This window comes from Tunturibacter psychrotolerans, from assembly GCF_040359615.1.
Lineage (GTDB): Bacteria > Acidobacteriota > Terriglobia > Terriglobales > Acidobacteriaceae > Edaphobacter > Edaphobacter psychrotolerans.
In genome coordinates this window covers 4,962,733-4,986,158 of the sequence record NZ_CP132942.1, presented here as the reverse complement: position 1 = coordinate 4,986,158, position 23,426 = coordinate 4,962,733, and the positions used below count along the sequence as shown (strand labels likewise).

Annotated in this window: 13 protein-coding genes; 3 read left to right on the top strand and 10 right to left on the bottom strand. The window is 58.2% G+C overall.

Annotated features, from left to right (window positions below):
- Nucleotides 1-39: 39 nt before the first annotated feature.
- The 6 genes from RBB77_RS21055 to RBB77_RS21030 form a co-directional block, all read right to left on the bottom strand.
- Nucleotides 40-1,440 (bottom strand): PP2C family protein-serine/threonine phosphatase, encoded by a 1,401-nt coding sequence (locus tag RBB77_RS21055; RefSeq protein WP_353063665.1) that lies wholly within the window; start codon nucleotides 1,438-1,440, stop codon nucleotides 40-42.
- 317 nt (nucleotides 1,441-1,757) lie between these two features.
- Nucleotides 1,758-2,018 carry an acyl carrier protein gene (locus RBB77_RS21050; protein WP_183978369.1) on the bottom strand — a complete coding sequence of 87 codons (261 nt, stop codon included), beginning with the start codon at nucleotides 2,016-2,018 and terminating at the stop codon, nucleotides 1,758-1,760.
- Nucleotides 2,019-2,109: 91 nt separating this feature from the next.
- Nucleotides 2,110-3,252: an NAD(P)/FAD-dependent oxidoreductase gene (locus RBB77_RS21045; protein ID WP_353063664.1), complete on the bottom strand. Its 1,143-nt coding sequence runs from the start codon at nucleotides 3,250-3,252 to the stop codon at nucleotides 2,110-2,112.
- 198 nt (nucleotides 3,253-3,450) lie between these two features.
- Entirely contained in the window at nucleotides 3,451-4,527 is a 1,077-nt protein-coding gene (locus RBB77_RS21040) for a type III polyketide synthase (protein WP_353063663.1), read from the bottom strand.
- 171 nt (nucleotides 4,528-4,698) lie between these two features.
- A complete protein-coding gene (locus RBB77_RS21035; protein ID WP_353063662.1) occupies nucleotides 4,699-5,583 on the bottom strand; it encodes a hypothetical protein in 885 nt (294 codons plus the stop codon).
- Between the two features lie 330 nt (nucleotides 5,584-5,913).
- Nucleotides 5,914-6,885 carry an SDR family oxidoreductase gene (locus RBB77_RS21030; RefSeq protein ID WP_353063661.1) on the bottom strand — a complete coding sequence of 324 codons (972 nt, stop codon included), beginning with the start codon at nucleotides 6,883-6,885 and terminating at the stop codon, nucleotides 5,914-5,916.
- 391 nt (nucleotides 6,886-7,276) lie between these two features.
- Between RBB77_RS21030 and RBB77_RS21025 the strand changes: the two genes are divergently transcribed.
- Nucleotides 7,277-8,644, top strand: coding sequence for a nucleotide sugar dehydrogenase (locus tag RBB77_RS21025; protein ID WP_434557084.1), 1,368 nt, complete (start codon nucleotides 7,277-7,279; stop codon nucleotides 8,642-8,644).
- A 237-nt stretch (nucleotides 8,645-8,881) separates the two neighbouring features.
- Here the strand turns inward: RBB77_RS21025 and RBB77_RS21020 are convergent, their stop codons facing one another.
- Complete coding sequence (locus tag RBB77_RS21020) at nucleotides 8,882-14,239, bottom strand: putative Ig domain-containing protein (protein WP_353063659.1); 5,358 nt, start codon at nucleotides 14,237-14,239, stop codon at nucleotides 8,882-8,884.
- 571 nt (nucleotides 14,240-14,810) lie between these two features.
- Nucleotides 14,811-15,986 (bottom strand): glycosyltransferase family 87 protein, encoded by a 1,176-nt coding sequence (locus tag RBB77_RS21015; protein ID WP_353063658.1) that lies wholly within the window; start codon nucleotides 15,984-15,986, stop codon nucleotides 14,811-14,813.
- Nucleotides 15,987-16,334: 348 nt separating this feature from the next.
- Between RBB77_RS21015 and RBB77_RS21010 the strand changes: the two genes are divergently transcribed.
- Together RBB77_RS21010 and RBB77_RS21005 are read left to right on the top strand one after the other, a co-directional pair.
- Nucleotides 16,335-17,327, top strand: coding sequence for a class I SAM-dependent methyltransferase (locus RBB77_RS21010; protein ID WP_353063657.1), 993 nt, complete (start codon nucleotides 16,335-16,337; stop codon nucleotides 17,325-17,327).
- A 3-nt stretch (nucleotides 17,328-17,330) separates the two neighbouring features.
- Nucleotides 17,331-18,248: a glycosyltransferase family 2 protein gene (locus RBB77_RS21005; protein ID WP_353063656.1), complete on the top strand. Its 918-nt coding sequence runs from the start codon at nucleotides 17,331-17,333 to the stop codon at nucleotides 18,246-18,248.
- Here RBB77_RS21005 and RBB77_RS21000 read toward each other — a convergent pair.
- Nucleotides 18,245-20,029: a hypothetical protein gene (locus RBB77_RS21000; RefSeq protein ID WP_353063655.1), complete on the bottom strand. Its 1,785-nt coding sequence runs from the start codon at nucleotides 20,027-20,029 to the stop codon at nucleotides 18,245-18,247. The two genes, RBB77_RS21005 and RBB77_RS21000, sit on opposite strands and share 4 nt — an antisense overlap.
- A 161-nt stretch (nucleotides 20,030-20,190) precedes the next feature.
- The gene (locus RBB77_RS20995) at nucleotides 20,191-22,863 is read right to left on the bottom strand and encodes a putative Ig domain-containing protein (protein ID WP_353063654.1); all 2,673 of its coding nucleotides are present in this window, start codon (nucleotides 22,861-22,863) and stop codon (nucleotides 20,191-20,193) included.
- Nucleotides 22,864-23,426 lie beyond the last annotated feature (563 nt).

Here is a 23,426-nt window from a genome sequence, read left to right as displayed (position 1 = left end):
CGTGAGCTGTACCCCCTAATAAGGAGTGAGCTGAGTTCCTTATCCGACACTTTGGTAGTCGCAGATGAGGAGGGTCAGGTCGTCATTCTGGGAGTTGGAGGACCACTGTTCCAGCGAGGAGATGATCCTGTCGGCTGAGTCTTCGGCGCTGAGATGGGCGACGTCTCTGAGGAGGGCGTGAAGGCGGGTCGACCCGAACTCTTCGCCTTGAGCGTTGGCGGCTTCGAGGATGCCGTCGGTGTAGAGGAGGAGGCGATCGCCGGGTTCGAGTGGGTGCGCGACCGTGGCGTAGGTGGCGAAGGAGAAAGCTGCGAGCATGAGCCCGTTTTCGACGACTTCGACGACGTTTCCCGCGCGCAGCAAGAGCATGGGTGGGTGCGCGGCGGCAGAGTAGCGCAGGGTGGAGGTCGCGGCGTCGAGGTAGACGTAGGCGGCGGTGACGAACTGGTCCTGCGTGTTGCCGCAGAGGACGGAGTTCATTCCGGTGAGAAGTTGGGCGGGATCGGAGGCGTTGGCGCGTTGCGAGGTGGCGGCGAGTTTGACCATGGAGGCGATGAGCGCAGCGGGGACACCGTGACCGGAGACGTCGGCGATGAGGAGACCGGCTTCGGTTTCGCTGCTGATGAGGAAGTCGTAGAAGTCTCCTGCTACGGCAGTCATGGGGACGTAGCGGGCGGCTACCTGGAAGTGAGCGGATTGAGGGTAGGGCGACGGGAGGATCGAGGTCTGGATGCGGCGAGCGATCTCCAGTTCTTTTTGGAGGTCGTTGAACTGTTGATCGCGATGAAGGCTGCGCTTTGCGGCCACGTAGCCGAGCGTTCCGAGGAAGAAGGTGAAGGCGAGCGGTTCTCCGTTGGGAAAGTGTCCGAAGGCTCCAGCGATGTTTTCGAAGATGGCGAAGGCGGCAAAGACCAGGATGCCTCGGCGCACCAAAATGTAGTCGCGGTCAGTCTGCCTTCGGGCTACAGCCTGAATGATCAAGACGACGAGGGTAAGGATGACGATGAGGTGGTTGATCAGCTCAAAGGAGATCCTGTTGCCAAACCAGAATGTGCCTGCGAAGAGGCACAGGAAGGGAATCGAGAGAGCGAGTGCGATCCTGCGTCCTGAGAGACGAGGAAGAAATCCTGCGGCATCGAAGTAGAAGAAAGCGGGAATGGGTACCAGGTATTTGATGGCATCGTGGAGATTGTTGAAGAAGTCCGAAGGCGGGATCATGAGGCGGAGCAAGCCCAGGTCGAGCCACATGCGCTGACCATAGAGAATGGCGAAGAGGCCAAGCCAGAAGACCATGGCGTCGAACTTGCGAGTAAGAAAGGCGAATACCACCGAGATGAGTCCGAACGTGGTGCACGCCGCGCCGAGGAAGAGGTAGAGCTCGTCTCGATGAAAGGTCCGTAGGACCTGGCTGGCGGTCAGCTGAGCGTCACCTGCGTACATACGAGCGAATGATACACGGATGGTTGGGACCGGCCGGCATTGGGTGGCCGTTTGGACGCTGTTGAGGGATCAAATTCAGATGATGAAATTTTTCAGTGAATGAAGGTGAAACAACAGATTCCCTTCGGGAATGATGACCAAGAAAGACAAACGCAACCGAAAAGCAAAATGCGGGGGTCTCTCCGCTGCGTCGCACGATGAGGCCGTGCGACGTCGGTCGAGATGACGAGCTTTTGGGTGAGGAGGACGGAAACAACAGATCCCCTGAGGGGATGACAACTAGAAATGCAAAGGCAAAAGCAACTTCAAAGGCGTTGCTAGTGGGTGGTGATGGTGGAGGGGGTGGTGGCGGTGAGCTTTGTTACGCCTTCGACCATGTCGCCTACGGTGCGGAGAGTGCTGAGGGCTTCGTCGGGGATCTCGATGTTGAAGGCTTCTTCGACCTCGAAGGAGATGTTGATCTTGTCGAGGGAGTCGATGTTGAGCTCGTCGAAGGTGCTGGCCAGGGAGATGGTGTCCGCAGGAATGCTCTTTGATTTGGCGATGATGTCGATGCAGCGTGTAGCGATGTCGTTCATGTTGCTCCGGCGTCCTGGGATAGCCCCAACTTACAGGGATGCAAGGGCCGCTGTAAAGGTTATGTGGCTACCCCTGATTAACCTCAGCTTGTCAGCAGGTGTAATCCGGTTGCAAGCCATTCGTCAATACACCAAAAGGGCAAGGTCGATGACCGATGTGGAGATGGAGGAGATATTCGAGGAGAAGAGGGCGTCGCTGGAAGGCGCTGAGGGTGAGGGCGCGGAGGTGGGGGAAGCGGTCGATGAGGAGCAGGCAGCGGGAGATGATGCGGGACGGGCGCTGGATGTGGCGGTGAGCGTATTGGTAGGCGGCGAGGTTTTCGGTGTGGAGAGAGTTGGCGAGCGCAATCGCCTGATGGAAGCAGAGGCCGAGGCCGGAGCCGGTGATGGCGTCGACCGATCCGGAGGCGTCGCCGATGAGGGCGATGTTGTTTGTTGTGACGCGGCGGAGAGTGCGGCCGAGCGTGATCGATCCGCGAGGAGCGCCGCTGAGGGTTGCTGAGGCTAACTGGCGTTGAAGAGCGGGGAAGTAGGCTAGAGCCTGGTCGACGGTGGGGAATTTTTTGTTTGAGACGAAGGCGACGCAGACCTCATTGGCGGAGGTTGGGGTGACGTAGGCCTGGCCGTGATTGCTCCAATAGACTTCGACGAAGTTGGTCCAGGGGGCGATGGTGAAGTGCTGGCGGAGACCGATGCGGCGGGAGTGGATGGTGGCTTGGGTGAGGCCGGCCCAGGTCGCGATGCGGGAGTGGTGGCCGTCGGCACCGATGAGATAGCGGCCGCGGAGTGTTTGGCGATTGGTGCGGAGGAGGTGGCCGGTGGAGGTGGGCTCGATGCTTTGGACGGAGTTCTCCCAGTGGAAGCGGACGCCGAGAGCGAGGGCACGGTCGAGCAGAAGCTGATGGAGGACGGTGCGGCGGATGCCTCGGCCGGGGCTGCCGGGGAAGATGGCTTCGGCGGCGGCGGGTTGTTGGTTGAGAAAGCGAAGGCCGCGGAGGAGATGGCTTTCGACGTTGCGGAGATCGAGGTTGAGATTGAAGCCGAGATGGCCGAGAGAGCGAATGGCGTCGGGCATGAGACCTTCGCCGCAGGCCTTGTCGATGGGGGGCTGCATGGCGTCGATAACTTCGACGTGAAGACCCTTGCGCGCGGAGGCGATGGCAGCGGCGAGACCGGCGGGACCTGCGCCCGCGATGAGGACGTCTGGTTGCGCGGCTGGGGTGCTAGATGGCATGGAAAAGCGGATCCTCTGAAGATAGGACGTCGCTGGAATGAAGAAGATAAGGGGCTTACAACCAAATTACGAAAATGAGACGAGAGTGTGACCGGTGGTGCTCGGTCAGAGTCCGTTTGTTCTGTGACGTGAAAAGAGAAACGGCTGAATCCTCTTGCGGATTCAGCCGGTGTGTTTTGAAGGAGGCTTGAGTCGGCGCTACCACTGCAAGAGAACGAGCTCCGAACAGAAGGCTGGGCCCATCGCGGCGAGGATGCTGTAGGTGCCAGGCTTGCCAGGGGCGTTGACGAGGACGTCTTCGAGGACGGCGAGGACAGAGGCGGCGGAGAGATTGCCGACCTCGCGGAGGCTGCGCCAGGAGGGCTCGAGGGCGTTGTCTGGGAGGCCGAGGGTGTTCTCCATGGCTTCGAGGACCTTGGGGCCGCCGGAGTGGAAGATGTAGCTCGAAATGTCGCCGAGGGTCAGGCCATTGTCGGTGAGGAAGGACTCAACGTTGCCGCGGAGATGCTCGTTGACGACCTTGGGGACGTCGGGAGAGAGGACGATCTTGAAGCCCATGTCACCGATGTCCCAGCCCATGATGTGCTCGGTGTGTCGGTAGAAGGTCGAGCGCGTGTCGAGGATCTTGGGGCCGGAGATGCAGGTGGCGCAGGTGCGCTTGGCGAGTGCGGTCTCGGAGCCTGCGATGACGACGGCGGCGGCGCCGTCGCCGAAGAGGCCGCAGGAGATGAGGTTGGCGATGGACTGGTCGTTGTCCTGCCAGGTGAGGGAGCAGAGCTCGACGGAGAGGAGCAGAGCGTACTGGTTGGGGAAGGCGCGGACGTAGTCGGAGGCACGGGAGATGCCGGCGGCACCGGCGACGCAGCCGAGACCGAAGATGGGCGTGCGCTTGATGCTGGTGGGGAAGGGCATGCGGTTGATGAGGCGCGCGTCGATGGTGGGACTGGCGATGCCGGTGACCGAGGCGAAGAAGATGGCGGAGATGTCGGCTGGGGTGAGGCCTACGCGGGCGAGGGCGGTGTCGATGGCTTTTTCGCCGAGTTCGACGGCCGCTACGATCCAGGCATCGTTGGTGGGGCCGAATCCGGAGAGGTTCTCATAGACGTCGAGGGGGAAGACGAGATTGCGGAAGTCGACCCCGCAGTTGACGAAGAGCCGGTTGATGAGGCGAGGCTCCTCCATGCGGTCTTGCCAGCGCGCCGTAAGTGCTTCTGAGATTTGTGCCTGGGAGTAGCGATGAGGTGGATAGGCGGTGCCGACGGATGCAATACGCATGCTGATGAGAACCCTTTGTGGTGACTTTTTGAATTGAACTGCATTGGTAATGGTGCACGATTGAGTAGCACGCCTCAGGCGGTGTCGGGAGACGTGGGATTGCGAGATGGGTTAAAGGTACACGCTGAACGAGGTTCAGTGTTGAATTTCAATAGGCGGAGGGCGCGGAGGCTAGTGAAGGCGGGCTATCTGGCGCTGGTAGAGGGTGTTCTTGGGGAACTCCTGGGAGAGGCCGATGAGGATCTGTTTGCCGGACTGGGTGCGTCCGTCGCGAAGCTCTCCGACCGCCAGCATGAGGCGAGCGAAGGGTGCTAGGTAGTGGCCCTGCTCGGCGGTGAGTTTGAGCAGGCGGACGCCTTCTGCTTTGTTGGTGCCGGCGCCGGCCATGCCGAGAAACCAGCGGATGGGAGCGGCCTTGAGACTGAGCATGTAGTTCTCGATGCCGACGGCCAGATTGGCGTCGTAGAGTGTGGGGTTGATTGCGAGGGCCTGCTTGGCGTATTTGCTGGCCAGTTCGCTGTATTTGAAGGCGCCGTACTCGTGACGGTCGATGAGAGAGGCCCAGTCGGCCTGCATGCCGGAGGTGACGGCTTTGCAGTAGAGCGCGTTGGAGTCATTGGGGTTGTGCTGGAGGGCTGCGTCGGCGAGGCGGTTGGACTGGTCGATGCGGTCGTTGAAGCCCTTTTTGAGAACGGGGTCGATCGGGGGACGGGTGCGGGAGGTGAAGCGGTTGTCGTCAGCGAATAGCTCGATGTCGAGAACGCCGAGGATGTTGAACTCCGTGAAGATGTAGGCGGCGGCGTCGGAGGCTGAACCCAGGCAGTCGTCGGGGTGGGCGGTCATCCATTGGCCGAAGTGCGCGTGGGCGGCGTCGAAGTCGAGATTATAGAGGGCGTAGTAGCCATCGTTCAGCGGGGTTCCGGTGAGAGGTGCGCTGAAGGCGAAGGCGGAAGCTGTGAAGAGAAGCAGAAGGAAAGATCCGGAGAGGGCGATGCGCCGGGCGATTCTGGCCGAGGTGTGAGCAGGCGATGCTGCGACCGGAGTTGAAACATGCATTCTTTTCTTTTACCTCATGGACCCGAAACATCGTCTTTTGATTTGACACTTTGCGCAAGGAATTTTCCGAGCGCGATAGGGGCATAGCCTGACCCTTGATTGAGATGCGAAAGATGATCGTGGACCTTCGACATGCAGAATGGAAAATGTGTCATTTTTGGGCAGAGTCAAAAATGCAAAACTGCCGCCGGTGTCAGTTTCCTCTCCTAAATTGCTGATCTGAAATAGGTTTGACGATAAGTTGGCAGCTGATCCGGAAGGATGGGCCATCGGCGAATCATTAATGTGCAGATTCGATTACAGCCGGATCGTCCGGTAGGCGCCGGTTTGTCAGGCCTTGAGCGCCGTCACTTCCTTTTTCTGTTTTTCTTCCAGGTACCAGGCAACGGTCTTCTTGAGGCCTTCGTGGAAGTGGGCCTTGGGTTGGTAGGAAAGCTCCTGCGTGGCGCGGGTAATGTCGGCGAGAGAGTGCTGAATGTCGCCTGCTCTTGGGGGGCCATAGAGCGGCTTGGCCGTGAAGCCGAGTTGGCCGGCAATGGCGGCGTAGACCTCGTTGAGGGTGTGGCTCTTTCCGGTTCCGACGTTGAAGACGCGGCCTGTGGCTACTTCGCTGGGCGCGATGCAGGCGAGGAGGTTGGCGCTGACGGCGTTGTCGATGTAGTTGAAGTCGCGGCTGGTGAGGCCATCGCCGAAGATGGTGGGAGTGATGCCCTCCATCATCTTGAAGGTGAACTGGGCGATGACGCCGGAGTAGGGCGAGTCGGCAGCCTGACGGGGGCCGAAGATGTTGAAGTAGCGCAGGCAGACGCCTTCGAGCCCGTAGGCGCGATAGAAGGACTGGATGTAGTACTCGCAGGTGAGCTTCTGGACGGCATAGGGTGAGAGCGGCCGCGGGAGCATGTCTTCCTGCTTGGGCTGGGTGGGCTGGTCGCCGTAGGCCGACGACGAAGCCGCGTAGACGATGCGGCGAACCTTGGCGTCGCGCGCTGCGATGAGGAGGTTCAGGGTTCCGTTGATGTTGGATTCGTGCGAGGTAAGGGGATCTTTGACGGAGCGCGGAACCGAGGCGAGGGCTCCCTGATGGAGGATGTAGTCGATGCCCTCGCAGGCGGATTTCATGCCGGCTGCGTCCTGGAGGTCCATCTCCTGGAAGTCGATGGAGCGGCGAATGTCTGCCAGGTTGTCGAGATCTCCGGTGGAGAGATTGTCGATGCCGCGTACGTCGTGTCCCTGTTTGACGAGCGTGTGCGCCAGGGACGAGCCGATGAATCCTGCAATTCCGGTGATGAGATATCGGGCCATCTTTCCTCCGCCCAGACGTACCGTGCTGGGAATCTTCCATAATGTGTCGCGCCTGGGAAGCTTCTCTTATTATCAGGGTTCGCAGGATGAAAGCGAGTGCAGGTCGCGGACTGAACACATGATTTAAGTTTGGCGACCAGGAAGATGCAAGTCAATGCGACTTTTGTGCGACGCAGACGACGGAAGAGGGCTGATCAGTTTGCAGAGAGATGGGCTAAAAAATAACAACGGACTTTTGGGCCCTCTTCGAAGGAAATGCAGTATTGTTCCACTCGGTTTGGGTGTCGAAGATGATGTAGTTGGCTGACAGAATAATTTCTCGGGAATTCGATCGTTTTTGTCGAGTTTCGAAAGATGGAGGCACAGAAGGGTGGATGCGATAATCGAGACTATGTCGACATTGAGTCAGGTTGCTTTACCGAAGATTGCACAAGTGCGTATGACGCGTCTGGAGAACCGTACCGCGAAGATCGGAGTGATCGGGCTCGGGTACGTGGGGTTGCCGCTGTCTCTGCTGCTGGCGGAGGCGGGTTTCAAGGTGACGGGATTTGATATTGATACCAAAAAGGTTACAGATCTCGAGGCTGGGCGGTCCTATATCTTTAGAATTCCCGCGGAGGAGATTCAAAGCGCGCGCACGCAGGGCTTCAAGGCTACGGCGGACTTTGCCGGGCTTTCGGATCAGGACGCCATCATCATGTGCGTGCCGACACCGTTGACGGAGCATCGCGAGCCGGACCTGAGCTATGTGGAGAATACGGCGAAGGCGGCCGCTCCCTGGTTGCAGGAAGGGCAGCTGGTGGTGCTCGAGAGCACGACCTATCCGGGGACGACAGAGGATCTGATGATCCCGATCCTCGAGGCGGGGAACCGCAATGGGCTGAAGGTGCAGAGCAAGGGGACGGCCGCTGAGCAGGGAGTGTTTTATGTTGCGTTCTCGCCGGAGCGCGAAGATCCGGGCAATACGACTGTGGCGCGACACGATATTCCGAAGGTCGTGGGCGGTCATGAAGAGATTGCGACCGAACTTGCGGCGGTGATGTATGAGGGCATCTTTACTCGCTCGGTGCGGGTGTCGTCGACGCGCGCGGCTGAGATGACCAAGCTGCTCGAGAACATCTATCGCTGCGTGAATATCGCGCTGGTGAATGAGTTGAAGGTGCTGGCGCTGAAGATGGGGATGGATATCTGGGAGGTGATCGACGCTGCGGCGACGAAGCCGTTCGGGTTTCATCCGTTCTATCCCGGGCCAGGGCTGGGTGGACACTGCATTCCGATCGACCCGTTCTATCTGAGCTGGAAGGCGAAGGAGTACGACTTCAATACTCGCTTCATCGAACTGGCGGGCGAGGTGAATGAGGCGATGCCTGCGCATGTGGTGCAGTATGTTGCGAAGGGCTTGAACCAGAATAAAAAGGCTGTGAATGGGGCACGGATTCTGATGCTCGGGATGGCTTATAAGAAGGACATCGATGATCTGCGGGAGTCGCCTTCGCTGACTGTGATTGAGCTGTTGCGGGAGCAGGGGGCGGAGGTGCAGTACAACGATCCTTACTTCCCGACTGTGGGCAGGGGACGGCACTACAACCTGAATATGACGTGTACGCCGCTCGATGACCTGGGGCAGTATGACTGCGTGCTGATCATGACCGACCATACGGATTACGACTACAAGGATATTGTGAGCAAGTCGCGGCTGGTGGTGGACTCGCGGAATGCGACGAAGGGGATCAAGTCGGACAAGATCGTTCGTTGCTAGATCGTTTAGCAGCCGGCGCTCCGTTTCCCAGCTTAATGATCGCGCCCGGTGCTATCGATTGCGGTGCATTTTGAAGGAACGCATCGGTCGGCAGATGGTGTCGTTTCGAACGGCCTCCTACTCAGCACCGCAGTGAGGTCGAAACTTTCTCGACAGTCCCTCTCAGATACCTGCCTTAGAGTGCGCAAAAGGAGGCGGCCGCGTGGAGTCACGCGGCCGGCTGGATTCAGGGTCTGTTTATGGTTCCATGGCGCCGATGGCTGGCGGGTTGGGTCTGGTGGTTCCGTTGAAGTCGGTGGTGATTCCGGAGATGGCGATACCGGAGTTGATGGCGGGGCTGGAAGAGGTGAGATTGGGATTGATGTGGTTGATGTCAGACTCTGCCACCAGACCGGGATCGGCGCAGGTGTAGATCTTCTCAATGCCAATCGTGCTGTCCGGGCATCCTTCATCCATCGTGCTCCACAGGTTGTGGTCGGCTACCGACCCGGCGTTGGCGAAAGGATTGCCCATCCCGAAGTAAAACCCCGAAGCGAGCCTGTTTCCGTTGCCGGGATCGGGATATCCCTTGCTGATGTTGTTTTTGAAGATAAATGTCGCTCCGTTGGAGAAGCAGTTCGGTGCGAGCGCAGCACAGCCGACGTCGTACATGGTCGTGCCGTAGCCAACGGACGTATTGTTCTCCATCGTGATGACAGTGCCGTTGTTCTCTTGGAAAGACCATTCATCACCGGCGGCCCGGCAGGAATCTGCTCCGTCCAGGGTCCAGCCTGAGGGGTTGAGGGGGAACGCGGAGGAGATGGTCAGAACCCGGCAGTTGCTGATGGACACGTTATTGATGGCGGTCGAGGAGGCTCCGGCTCCGATCTTGAAGGTTGCACCGGCATTGCCCTCCGACCAGGATGTTGAGATGTGAATCGCCGGAGCGGTCTTCACGTCGTCACTGAGATGGAGCCCGTCGAAGCCGTCCTGCGTATTCCAGCGGAAGTAGCTGTGATCCACATTGAGGCTCATGTTGCCTGCGGCGATCTGGACGAATCCGTCGCCGTAGCCTCCGTCACTCTGTCCGTAGCAGTAGTTGAAGGCGTTCTGCGTGTCGGGCTTGGTCATATCGTAAGGCTCGACGGCGACGCAGCCATTCCAGTCGATCGTCGCGTACGAGATATTCATGGTCCCAACGGTCTCGCAGGAGGTGCCGCAACCTCCGCCGTCTCCATTCCAGCCAGCTCCTCCGTTGCCGATGACATAGACATCGGTCGCGGAGAAGACATCGCTGCTGGATTTGTTGAGATGGCTTCCGAGAATGCCGCTTCCCGCAATACCAACCACCGCGACATCCTGGAGGGTCAGGTTGGACGGACCTTGATCCGTCCCGTAGTTGAGAATGAGACCGCCGTAGTGGACGTAGTTCGCATTGGATCCACACTGTCCTGCACCCACGGTATTGGTGCAGGTGTCGGGCTGGGTGATCTCGATGCAGGAGATGTCTACGTAGTTCGTTCCGCGGGTATCGAGAACCGCGAAGGCGTTATCTATACCGCTGAGTACGGTCGGATTGACCAGGTGGGTGTGCGCGGAGTCGTGGCAGCTACCGGCATTCTGGCCGAGGATGCGGGTGTGCTGTGCGGCTGTTCCCGAGGGAGGAGCAGGAAGGATGCAGCTTGAACCGGCGCCCCCACCGACATTCGCCGCAGCACAGAGTCCCCCGAGCTGCGTGTGCCAGTCTGTTCCCACGCCCGCATTCTGCTCGCCCATGTAGTAGGTGTGGGCGGCAGAGGAAGAGTCGGCAAACTGGATGGTGTCGCCGCCCGCCATGTTCGCCCAGCCGCCAGAGTAATTCAGCATCTGATAGGGATGGTTGAAGGCGCAGGCTTGGCCCGTGCCAGACCCAGGATACGCCGCGTTGGTTTTGCCCGTGCACTGCGTGTTGGTGCCACCATCGGCGCGGATATACCACGTCGTGCCGGGGCCAGGGGGTGGCTGTGCTGCACTTAACGTGATCGAGACCGAGACTGACTTCGTCTGGACGGGATTGCCGTTGTCGCTTACGGTTGCGGTGAAGCTTGTCGTGCCAGTGACTGAGGGCGTACCAGAGATCACGCCGGTAGTAGCCGCTAGCGTGAGTCCGGCGGGCAGGCTGCCAGTACTGATCGACCAGGTGTAGGCAGGAGTTCCTCCGCTTGCCTGCAGAGTGCCCGAATAGGCTGTGCCATCGGTGCCTGAGGGCAGAGTTGATGAAGTGATTGTGAGTGGGGGAACGGTAACGACCAGTGGTATTGTGGCGGACGCGGTCTTCGCTGGGCTCTGACTATCGGTGACGGTGACTGCGAGGGAGAAGTTGCCGGTTGTGGTTGGGGTTCCAGAGATGACGCCATTGCTGCTGAGGCTGAGTCCTGTCGGCAACCCAGAGACGGACCAGGTGTAGGGAGCGGTTCCGCCAGTCGCGCTGAGTGTGGCACTGTAGGACTGGTTGGAGGTGGCGCCTGCGACTGCGGTGGAGGTGATGGTGAGAGGCGCGATGGCCGCGGTTACCGAGAGAGGGAGGTTGGCCGATGCGGTCTTGGCTGGACTCTGACTATCGGTGACAGTGACGGTGAGGGAGAAATTTCCGGTTGCGGTGGGGGTTCCCGAGATGACTCCGTTGCCGCCGAGGCTGAGTCCTGCGGGCAACCCGGTGATGGACCAGGTGTAGGGGGCGGTTCCTCCGGTAGCGCTGAGTGTGGCGCTGTAGGGCTGGTTGGAGGTGGCGCCTGCGACTGCGGTGGAGGTGATGGTGAGAGGCGCGATGGCCGCGGTTACTGAGAGAGGGAGGCTGGCCGATGCGGTTTTGGCAGGGCTCTGGCTGTCGGTGACGGTGACGGCGAGGGAGAAGTTGCCGGCTGCGGTTGGGGTTCCAGCGATGACGCCGTTGCCGCCGAGGCTGAGTCCAGCAGGCAGCCCAGAGACGGACCATGTGTAGGGTGCGGTTCCGCCGGTCGCGCTGAGCGTGGTGCTGTAGGGCTGGTTGGAGGTGGCGCCTGCGACTGCGGTGGAGGTGATGGTGAGAGGCGCGATGGTCGCGGTTACCGAGAGAGGGAGGCTGGCCGATGCGGTCTTGGCTGGACTCTGACTATCGGTGACAGTGACGGCGAGGGAGAAATTGCCCGTTGCGGTGGGGGTTCCCGAGATGACTCCATTGCCGCCGAGGCTGAGTCCCGTGGGCAACCCAGTGACGGACCAGGTGTAGGGGGCGGTTCCTCCGGTAGCGCTGAGCGTGGTGCTGTAGGGCTGGTTGGAGGTGGCGCCTGCGACTGCGGTGGAGGTGATGGTGAGAGGCGCGATGGCCGCGGTTACCGAGAGAGGGAGGCTGGCCGATGCGGTCTTGGCTGGACTCTGACTATCGGTGACGGTGACGGCGAGGGAGAAATTGCCCGTTGTGGTTGGGGTTCCCGAGATGACTCCGTTGCCGCCGAGGCTGAGTCCTGCGGGCAATCCGCTAACGGACCAGGTGTAGGGGGCAGTTCCTCCGATAGCGCTGAGCGTGGTGCTGTAGGGCTTGCTGGAAGTTGCGCCTGCGAGTGTAGCGGAGGTTATGGTGAGAGGCGCGATGGCCGCAGTTACTGAGAGTGGGAGGCTGGCCGACGCGGTCTTGGCAGGGCTCTGGCTATCGGTGACGGTGACGGCGAGAGAGAAGTTGCCAGTTGCGGTTGGGGTCCCTGAGATGATGCCGTTACTGCTGAGGCTGAGTCCCGCGGGCAACCCGGAGACGGACCAGATGTAAGGGGCGGTTCCTCCGGTAGCGCTGAGCGTGGTGCTGTAGGGCTGATTGGAGGTGGCGCCTGCGACTGCGGTGGAGGTGATGGTGAGAGGCGCGATGGCCGCGGTTACCGAGAGTGGGAGGTTGACCGATGCGGTCTTGGCTGGGCTCTGACTATCGGTGACGGTGACGGCGAGAGAGAAATTGCCAGTTGCGGTTGGGGTTCCTGAGATGACGCCGTTGCTGCCGAGGATGAGTCCTGCGGGCAATCCGGAGACGGACCAGGTGTAGGGAGCGGTTCCTCCGGTGGCGCTGAGTGTGGCGCCGTAGGGCTGGTTGGAGATGGCGCCTGCGACTGCGGTGGAGGTGATGGTGAGAGGCGCGATGGTCGCGGTCACCGAGAGTGGGAGGTTGGCCGATGCGGTCTTGGCTGGGCTCTGGCTATCGGTGACGATGACGGCAAGGGAGAAGTTGCCGGTCGCGGTTGGGGTCCCAGAGATGACTCCGTTGCCGCCGAGGCTAAGTCCTGCAGGCAGCCCAGAGACGGACCATGTGTAGGGGCCATTCCCTCCAGTAGCGCTGAGTGCGGACGTGTAGGGTTGGTTGGAGGTTCCGGGTCCGACTGCGGTGGAGGTGATGGTGAGAGGCGCGATCGTCGAGCTTACCGAAAGTGGAAGGATGGCCGATGCGGTCTTGGCAGGGTTCTGGCTATCGGCGACGGTGACGGCGAGGGAGAAGTTGCCGGTTGCGGTTGGGGTTCCAGAGATGATGCCGTTGCTGCTGAGGCTGAGTCCTGCGGGCAATCCGGAGACAGACCAGGCGTAGGGAGCGGTTCCTCCGGTGGCACTGAGTGCGGCGGTGTAGGCTGAACCATCCGTGCCGGAAGGCAACTTGACGGAGCTGATCGTTAGGAATGAGGGCGCGATCGACAAAGGTAGCGCAACAGAGTCAGTCTGCGCGGGAATGGAGGAATCTGAAACCGTGAAGGTTACAGAAGTGCTGCCGCTCGAGGTTGGATCTCCGGAGACGACACCGTTGCTTCCGAGACTCAGTCCTTCGGGCAATGCGCTCGATGACCAGGTGTAAGGCGCCGTACCCCCACTTACTTGCAGCGAACCGGAGTAAATTGAGCCAACTACGCCCGCGGGGAGTGAAGGCGTGATTTGTAACGGTGTGGGGACGGTCGGAGGGGGCGGCGTCGAGACAGGAGGTGGAACGGTCAAGCCGAACTGCATTGCTGCCGTTTGTGCTGGGGAACTGGAGTCGGTCACTGTGATAGTGAAAGAAAAAATTCCGTTCGAAGTGGGTGCGCCGGAGATAACTCCTGTCGTCGCGGACAGGCTAAGTCCAGAGGGTAACTGTCCTCCTGTAACCATCCAGCTATATGCGGGAGTGCCTCCGCTCGCGGCCAACGCGACACTATAAGCGGTACCTTGAGTGGACTGGGGTAGAGATGTCGTCAAGAGCGACAGGGGAGAGACGGAAGCACCGTTCGCGGGCGTCGTGATTACGACGGGCACGGAGCTTGAAGAAGCTTTCGTATTGGTGTTCTGGACCTGCAACTGAACCGTGGAGGGTGTTGCGACGATGTTGCTCGCAAGAGGGCTCGAGAGAGTGTTTGAGTCAACGACGGATGTTGCGATTGCAGTCCCATTCCAGAGGATGACGCTGTCGCTCGTGAAATTTGTTCCCGAGACCTTGATGGTCAGGTTTTTTGAACCTGCGGCGATGGTTTGGGGGATGACCTGATTGATAGCGGGTGTGGCCTCTACCTGAACCAAGCCGGAGCCACAGCCGAGACAAAAATGTAGAAGCGCGAGGCTTGCGGTTGCCGCAATCGCCCGAGAGAGTTTCGCCAATTCGCACCTCGATCTACTTCAAGACTTATCGACACTGGAACGACTTAGAGTTTGTAAAAATTACTCGAGGTCGTCGCATCAACTGAAAACTACAGTGAGAAAGTGGTTACTACAGCTACCCAATAGGGGATGCTGGAGTGCCACTTGCGTGTGATTAAGGCAAAATTGTCTCGGCTTTAGGCGCAGAACGCCTATGCAGAGAGAGGAACAATGTGGCAGGCGAATCAGAGGTACTAGTTTGGTTGGAGACAAACCAAAGTAATTCGTGACAAGTATCAAAGAACGACCGCGTCCGGGACATACCACAGAAGTAGTACGAGAGATAAAGGCAGCTTATCGAGGTGTTTCTTTTTCGGACACGATCGATCCGGGCCAGAGGCCCTGCGGTTTGTGACTGCTGAAGTTACTTATTTCAAAGGTGATTCGTGGATTCCAAGAAATAGCTCGTGAGCGTTCTGGAGAAACAAGCAGATCCTCAACGCTTGCGAGTCGAAATGAATTCGCACAGGCCTGTCGAAGAGTTTTGCGTCAACGAGTGGTCTGGAATGAGAAAGTGGGGGAAAGCGAGGATCTAGGAACCTGTCTTCAGTTTTTCTGTCGACGGCACCGGGGAAGGAACACACGCGGCTCTTGTGACAAGGTAGGTTGTGAAGATTAGGAGTAGTGCGAGCAGGCAGCAGTTAGTTGCAAGATAAGTGTTGGTATCGTGCAGAGAACTACGATCGAGAAGAGGGAGAAGGAACCAGAAGGTCAGCACCCCGCCGAGGAGGATTCCTTTAATCTTTCTGCTCTCCTGGGTAAGGGCGAAGCAGAGCAAGACAACCAGGAATACGTAATCGTAGACTAGATGCTTGACGAAGAAGAGGCTGGCAATTGAAATGAGCGTAAACTCGGCAGAGCGCGAAAGGCGGAATCGGCTCAACAAGAGAGCATAGGCCGCGCTACCGAAGAGTCCGATCGCATAGGCAATCTGACGTGCGTGAGGGACATGGGATTTGAGAGTTTGCTCAAGCAGGGTCATCAAGTCCGCGAAACCTGGGCTGACCGCGGTGGGAGAAGAGGAGACGGCAAGCGGTTCGAGCGCAAGTTTGAGAAACGGCGTCTTGACGAGCAGCCAGACGCCAACCAGCCCAACGAGAGGAACAGCGGCAGCATAAAGAAGAAAACGCAGCCGACCACGGAAGAGAAAGAGCATGACGGCCGCAGGCGAGAAGCTGTATTTCGCCAAGCTGACACCAAACGACAAGCCGCCAAGCGCGGTCGAAGTAGCGAGAAACGCGCCGGTCAGGAAGAACAGTTCAAAGAATGACATTTGGCCGACCTCCAGCGTGACGCGGAAGGGAGAACTCATCCAGAGCAGGCAGAGCGCCAACAGGGTGTGGAAGCGGCTCAGTTTGAAGAGCGATTGAAGCATGAGCATGCAAATGATCGACAAGACGACCGTGGTTGTCGTCCAAACAATCTCAGCAGAATCGAAGCTAAGAAGACCGAAGGGGAACAGGAGGAGATAGAGTGAGTGAAGATAGTTGGGTGTGACGAAGTGATCGTAGTGATGAGGGAAATGCGCGAGTTCCTCTTGCCACGGATCAATCCCTTGTCCAACCAAGCGAACCCCCATCCACTGGAGATCGTGGCAGCGGTACTCGATGGCGTGACGGATTCCCGTGAAAAGCGAGACGAGCGCAGCGATGCTCAAGAGGACAAGGACAGCGCCTTGCATCCTATCCAGCTTCAAGGCGTTGCGCATGGGACTTTCTCATCTCTTTTATGCAGTTGAAATAGTTTTCTCTGACTTATTGAGCAGCAGAATAGCACATGAAACAATGCTGCTTCTGTGTGATGTGGTTCGTCATACCGAAGAGGCATATCATGTTGTTCACGAGTCATTAGTTTAAGTAATATGACGATGTGGGCCCCTTCTTTTCTTCCAGTAGTGACACGCAGCGAGTGGGGATCAGAACCGAAATGATAGTTGGTTGCGATGGGCCACGATCATGGGGACTGAAAGTGTTCGAGGTTGTCCTGAACTATGCAGGAGTCAAGTGGGTATCGCGTTCACACTTGGCGGCTCAAGGGTCTGATTGGAGATTAAACGATGTCGTTCATTGATCGCTCACCGATACTGGCCGGGCTCAATTACACAAAGGGTCAAGTTCTGAATCGGCTGAAGCTGCGTGGGCATCTTTCAGGGTCGACAGGCCTGAGCATGTCAGTCGAAGACGCTGCCAACTATGCTCGCCGAGTGGTAGCCGATTACATCACCTACGGAGCGGATGGCGACCCAGAGCGATTGAATGGGAAGGACGTTCTTGAAATTGGTCCGGGAGACAATCTCGGAGTCGCTCTTCTTTTATTGGCACGCGGCGCGCGTACGGTAACTTGTATCGACGGATTCGCACCAAATTTCGATGCCGAACACAACTCACACATTTACCGTTCGATTTATGATGGTCTCAGCGCTGCGGAACGGGAGCGCGTTCACGACGTCGTAACGCTTCAATCTGATGGAACTGCCACCGTCGGGGGTGACCGTCTCATCAGCCGCTATGACGTGCCGATAGACGCGGTTGCGACGCCTCTTGAAGCTAGAAGTTACGACATTATTATCTCTCGTGCCGTGTTGGAGCATCTGGGAGACCTCAAGCGGGGTTGGAAGAATATGGTCACGTGTCTCCGCTTGAACGGCGAGATGTGGCACAAGGTGGATTTCCGAAACCACAATCTCTTCGGCGAAATTCATCCACTCTATTTCCTGACTATCTCCGACAACCTTTGGAATCTGATCTCACGTCCCGACCCAACTCTGAATCGCCTACGACGACCCACCTATCGCGAACTGGCCGCTCGCGATTTTCATGATTCGCGTTGCTACCTCACGCACATAATCGGAGAGAGCGAGATTGCGCCACATGTTGACAGCCTGGTCCCGGGGACGCACTACAACCAACGACACCTGGACATGGTTCAAGCGATTCGGCCGCGGCTATTAAAAGATTTCTCTGACTACAGTGACGAAGACTTACTTGTGACGGGCGTATTTGTCATAGTTCGCGGTGTTCGCACGTCGACAATTCCAAAAGATTCTTAAGGTGTGAAAGTACGCAAGATGGCTAAGGTCGACGTTATTATCCCCGCGTTCAATGCTGCTCATTACCTGCCGTTTGCTATTGAGAGTGTCATGTCGCAGACGTTCGAGGATTGGCAGATTTGGCTCGTGGACGACGGTAGTACCGATAACACTGAGGAGGTGATCGCTCCCTTCCTTCTCCGTCTTGGGTCCAAGATGAAGTACATCAAACAGGAAAATCAAGGACAGCCAGGGGCGAGAAATACTGCTGTTCGCGCCTCAGTCGGCGAGTTCGTTGCTCTGCTCGATGCAGATGATGTGTGGTTGCCTTGCCGCCTGGCCGAATCGTTGAAGATCCTTGCTGAGCGACCGGAGGCTGGTCTTGCTTACGGCGCGGTGACAAACATCGACGCAGAAGGTCGGCCCGCAGGGACGTTTTGGGGAAATCCAAAATACTCCGAAGGACACATCGCCCCGCACATTTACATGCGCAAGGTTGAACTTCCGTGCCCCTCTGTTACGTTCCGAAGGCGATGCATCGACGAGGTCGGTGCCTTTGATCCGGCGATGAAAACGATAGAAGATCGCGATCTTTGCCTTCGTATCGCGTTGCGACATGAAGTTGCGTTCATCCCCAAGGTCATCGCCTACTACCGGGTGTCTGCGGGCTCTATGTCGAGCGATCCCGACCGAGTCACGAGGGCGCAGTTAGCGTTCATTCGGAAGCACTACGGCGAGCAAGGTTGTGGATTGCGCGAGCGCCAGATCTCGTTGGCACGTGTTTACAAACAGCGAGCAGAAGCGTTGAAGCGGCAGAGGCGGCCATGGGCGGCCCTGATGAGTTCCTTGCGAGCTGTAGCCCTCTATCCCTTAGACATAGATAATCCCAGAACCGCAGGGTCACTGCTCTTAAATCTGATTGGGCGCCCCAGGTTCGGCTAGGCCTTCGTTGCTCGTCCACGCAGGGATCGCCATGCCTGCCACACGCCTGTCACGACCACTACAGCTCCCAGGGACTTCATCACCGTAGAAGCATGCGAGGTTGCGTTAGGAGTTTCAGATGCAGGCTGCGAAGAGCTCTTGTCTACTGCTTTAGGTGAAGCATCCCCGTAGCCGTACGGGTGCCAGGTTTCATCCTTCAAGTGCGGGTCACTACAGCTTCCACCGGTCTCATGCAGCCGGGTCGCAGGACACTTCCAATCGCTTTTTGGGCGGAAGGTGACATTGTTGCTGAAGCTAGCTCCCGGATTGGTCAACATCTTGAGGTCGGAGTTGCTGTAAATCGGCGACGGGTTGTTCCCTTCCGAGTTGGGGAAACCGATAAAGATGTTGTCGTCATATTTGATAGCGGCCTTGGGCGAGGGATCTCCCGCATACTCGACCTCCAAAGCAACGTGGTTATTGGAGTAGATAATGTTGCGTTGGAAGATCGCAGGCCGATCTTCCGGCATGGTGATGTCGATAGCGGTATCGCCCGCGCGGCAAAACAGGCCCAATTTGGCGTTGTATGCGGGAGGCGTGCCTGGGATCGCATGCGACATAGCGTCGCAGTTACCGACGATGTAGTTGCCGATCAATGTCGCCGTCGCGCCACCTACTTTAAGCTGCTGTCCCATGTTGCTGAAAGCGAGGCTGTCCGTAACGGTCATGCTGGATCCAGCTCCGCCGATATGGAGCGCGTCCAATCCGTCCTGCGTGTTGTAGCTGGCAGTTCCCTTATCGAAGTGCACTTGCCAGCCGGGAGGGTCACTATCTTTTGTGGCCGTTCCGAAGCCATCGCCATATCCGCCATGGTCCTGATCGGTGCAGTCTCCATAGGGCAACGGATGCACAATGGGGTATTCCTCGGCGCAACCGTTCCAACTGATGTCGTAGTGTTGCACCAGCAGGCTACCTTTGCCGGTGATTCCGTCGTTCGCGTCTGCGTTCCAACCAGCACTGGCGTTGCCTAAGATGTCGATGTAATCCATGACGACGCCATCTCCGGTAGGGCCAGCGATTCCTGAGCCAGCGAGACCATGAATATGAAGGTCAGTAAGGGTGAGGTTTGTCGTCTTGTTGCTGAGCCGGATTCCGACCTGCGCGAAGTCCTGACTCGAATCGCAGCCAAGTTTCTGCGAGGCTCGGCCGCAAGCCGAGAAGTCTGTAATGTCTAGACAAGCGACATCAACATACGATGTGCCGGAGAGGTCGAGAACGTTGGTGGTTGCCCAGCCGCCGTGAAGCTGTGTCTTGGCCGAAGGGCTTCGGCACGAAGCATAGTTCTCGCCGAGAATACGGGTGTGCTGCGCGGCAGTGCCCGATGGCGGCGGAGGTGCTCCGGAGGCGTAGGGGTCTCCCGCAATACCCCAACACGTGTTCTTCTCACAAGACCATGAGGCATGATCCCACCCGACCCTATAGGAAACACCTGTCCCGATCGAACCGCGGAGAATTACTGTATCGCCTCCAGCGATGACCCACCCCCAGTTGGGAAATTTCGTACCTGTGGCGTAGCTGCCATCCTGCCATAGCATACGAACGTCCTTGAACGCGCAGTGCTGGTTAGCTTTTCCGCCAGACGGCGCGGCATCGGCCTTTCCATCGCATTGACCGTTCGTAACATTGGTGGAGTATCGAGTACCTCCATCAGGCCGCACATACCAGGTTGTGCCATAAAGCGGCAAGGAGACGCATCCCGCAATGAGTACGCAAAGCACCTTGAGACAAATGCGAACGTTCATAAGCTCCAGTCTCCGACGGACTCTGGGAGAGTTGCCAGTATAGACGGTCGGGATTCGAGGTCGTCGCGAGCGCTGATAGAAGTGAGCAAGTGCATTTAACGAGACGCAAAAAAGCCGGCCGCGTGGAGTCACGCGGCCGGCTGGTTGGTTTGTGGTTTTGTTTATTCCGTGGCGCCTATAGCTGGCGGGTTGGGTCTAGTGGTTCCGTTGAAGTCGGTGGTGATTCCGGAGATGGCGATTCCGGAGCCGACGGCGGGGCTGGAGGAGGTGAGGTTGGGATTGATGGCGTTGATGTTGGACTCGCTCGCCAGACCGGGATCGGCGCAGGTGTAGATCTTCTCAATGCCAATCGTGCTGTCCGGGCATCCTTGGTCCATCGTGCTCCACAGGTTGTGATCGGCTGCCGACCCGGCGTTGGCGAAAGGATTGCCCATCCCGAAGTAGAACCCGGAAGCGAGCCTGTTTCCATTGCCGGGATCCGCATAGCCCTTGCTGATGTTGTTTTTGAAAACAAATGTCGCTCCGTTGGAGAAGCAGTTCGGTGCGAGCGCAGCACAGCCGACGTCATACATGGTCGTGCCGTAGCCAACCGACGTGTTGTTCTCCATCGTGATGACAGTGCCATTGTTCTCCTGGAAGGACCATTCATCCCCGGCTGCCCGGCAGGAATCTGCTCCGTCCAGGGTCCAGCCCGAGGGGTTGAGGGGGAACGCGGAGGCGGTGGTCAGAATCCGGCAGTTGCTGATGGACACGTTATTGATGGCGGTCGAGGAGGCTCCGGCGCCGATCTTGAAGGTTGCACCGGCGTTGCCCTCCGACCAGGATGTTGAGATGTGGATCGCGGGAGAGGTCTTCACGTCGTCACTGAGATGGAGCCCGTCGAAGCCGTCCTGCGTATTCCAGCGGAAATGACTGTGATCCACATTGAGGCTCATGTTGCCTGCGGCGATCTGGACGAATCCGTCGCCGTATCCTCCGTCACTCTGTCCATAGCAGTAGTTGAAGGCGTTCTGCGTGTCGGGTTTGGTCATGTCGTAAGGCTCGACGGCGACGCAGCCATTCCAGTCGATCGTCGCGTAGGAGATATTCATGGTCCCAACGGTCTCGCAGGAGGTGCCGCAACCTCCGCTATCACCATTCCAGCCTGCGGCTCCGTTGCCGATCACATAGACATCGGTCGCGGAGAAGACATCGCTGCTGGATTTGTTGAGCTCGCTGCCGAGGATGCCGCTTCCAGCTATGCCAACCACCGCCACATCGTTGAGGGTGAGGTTGGAGGGGCCTTGGCTCCCCGCGCCATAGTTCAAGATAAGACCGCCGTAGTGGACGTAGTTCGCATTGGATCCACACTGTCCTGCACCCGCGGTATTGGTGCAGGTGTCGGGCTGGGTGATCTCGATGCAGGAGATGTCTACGTAGTCGGTTGCGCGGGTATCGAGAACCGCGAAGGCGTTATTGATTCCGCTGAGTACGGTCGGATTGACCAGGTGGGTGTGCGCGGAGTCGTGGCAGCTACCGGCATTCTGGCCGAGGATGCGGGTGTGCTGTGCGGCTGTTCCCGAGGGAGGAGCAGGAAGGATGCAACTGGTTCCAGCACCGCCGCCGGTATTGGGTGCAGGGCAGATACCGCCAAGCGTGGAGCTCCAGTCGGAGCCCACTCCCGCATTCTGCTCGCCCATGTAGTAGGTGTGGGCGGCAGAGGAAGAGTCGGCAAACTGGATGGTGTCGCCGCCCGCCATGTTCGCCCAGCCGCCAGAGGAGTTCAGCATCTGGTAGGGATGATTGAAGGCGCACGCTTGACCTGACCCCGAACCGGGATAAGCAGCGTTCGTCTTGCCCGTGCACTGCGTGTTGCTCCCACCGTCGGCGCGGATGTACCACGTCGTACCAGGGCCGGGCTTCTGTGATGTTGACACTGCAACGGTAATCGAAGTCGCGGCGGACTTGATCTGGTCCGGGTTGCTGTTGTCGGTAACGGCTGCGGTGAAGCTGGAGGTGCCGGTGATCGAGGGAGTACCGGAGATCACGCCGGTGGTTGCAGCCAGAGTGAGTCCCGCAGGCAGCTTACCGGAGGTGATCGACCAGGTGTAGGCTGGGGTGCCTCCGCTCGCTTTCAACTGCGACGAATAGGCCGCGCCATCGGTACCGGCGGCGAGCGTGGCCGAGGTGATCGCGAGTGCAGAGGTGGTTGTCTTGCCTGCTGTCACAACCAGCGAGAGCGACTCGGACTTGGTGAGATTTGGGCTAGAGGAGTCCTTGACTGCGACCGTGACGGGAAATGTCCCTGAGGCCGTGGGCGTGCCGGAGACTACACCGGCAGATGACATGGTGATTCCCGCGGGCAACTTGCCGGAGGAGATCGAAAAACCGTAGGAAGGGGTGCCTCCAGTCGCCTGCAACGTTGTCGCATATTTTGTGCCTTGCGTGGCTGCACGTAAGGATGTGGTGGCAAACGCTAGAGCTGGAGTTGCAACCACGACGGTCAGTTGGACAGTCTTTACCTGAGCGGGCTTGGATGCATCCGTAACGGAGTAGGTAGCTGTGAATGATCCTCCTTCCGCTGGTGTTCCATGAATTTGGCCTGTGCTCTCACCGAGAGACAATCCTGGGACGTGAGTTCCGGAAACGAGTCTCCACTGGTACGGCGAAGTGCCGCCAGTTGCTTTGAGAGTAGTGGTATAGGCCTTTCCAAGAGTCGCTTGCGGTACCGATGTGCCGGTGATGGCAAGTGCCGTGGCGGCGTTCGCGGTCTGTGACGGCGAGGCCGCATCCAGACAAGAAAAAATAAGCGCAAGGGTGATGCTCGCTACAAGGGTACTGAATATTTTTCGCAAAATAAGCTCCGTACAAAAAGAGAAATTGGTTAGTCAAATCACGCTGCCTGAGCCGAAACTAACGCGGGACCCAGACATCCGGACGAATATTTTGTTTGGAAATGGTTACTACAGTTACCCTGTAACGGAAACCGGGGCCCACTTCATGTATCGCGAGGCAAAGGTCCTCATCTGCATGTCCAGCTTGTGTTACATGCAGTGAATTCGCAAATGGAACAGGAAATCACAAGATGGGGGATCAAGGGATTAATTACTATAGTAACTCACCCCTGCAGTACAAGCTACTTCGGCCGATAGAACTATCCCACGTTGGTTGTACACACGATCCGGAGCTCGACCAGGCAACCGTCGCAGCGTCCGCGAATATCTTCGGGACAACGGACCAGGTCCAGCACGATGCATGGAGTTTGGGAACGAAGAGGATTCGGATTTGTAAGCTCTATAACGAATTATCTTGCCCGCCTGAGAGAGAGATTGCTCTTGAAAGAGAGCGAATCACCTAACACATCAGAACCGGCAGATAGAAAGAGCGACGACTTAAGAACGAACGCTTCAGAAGAGGT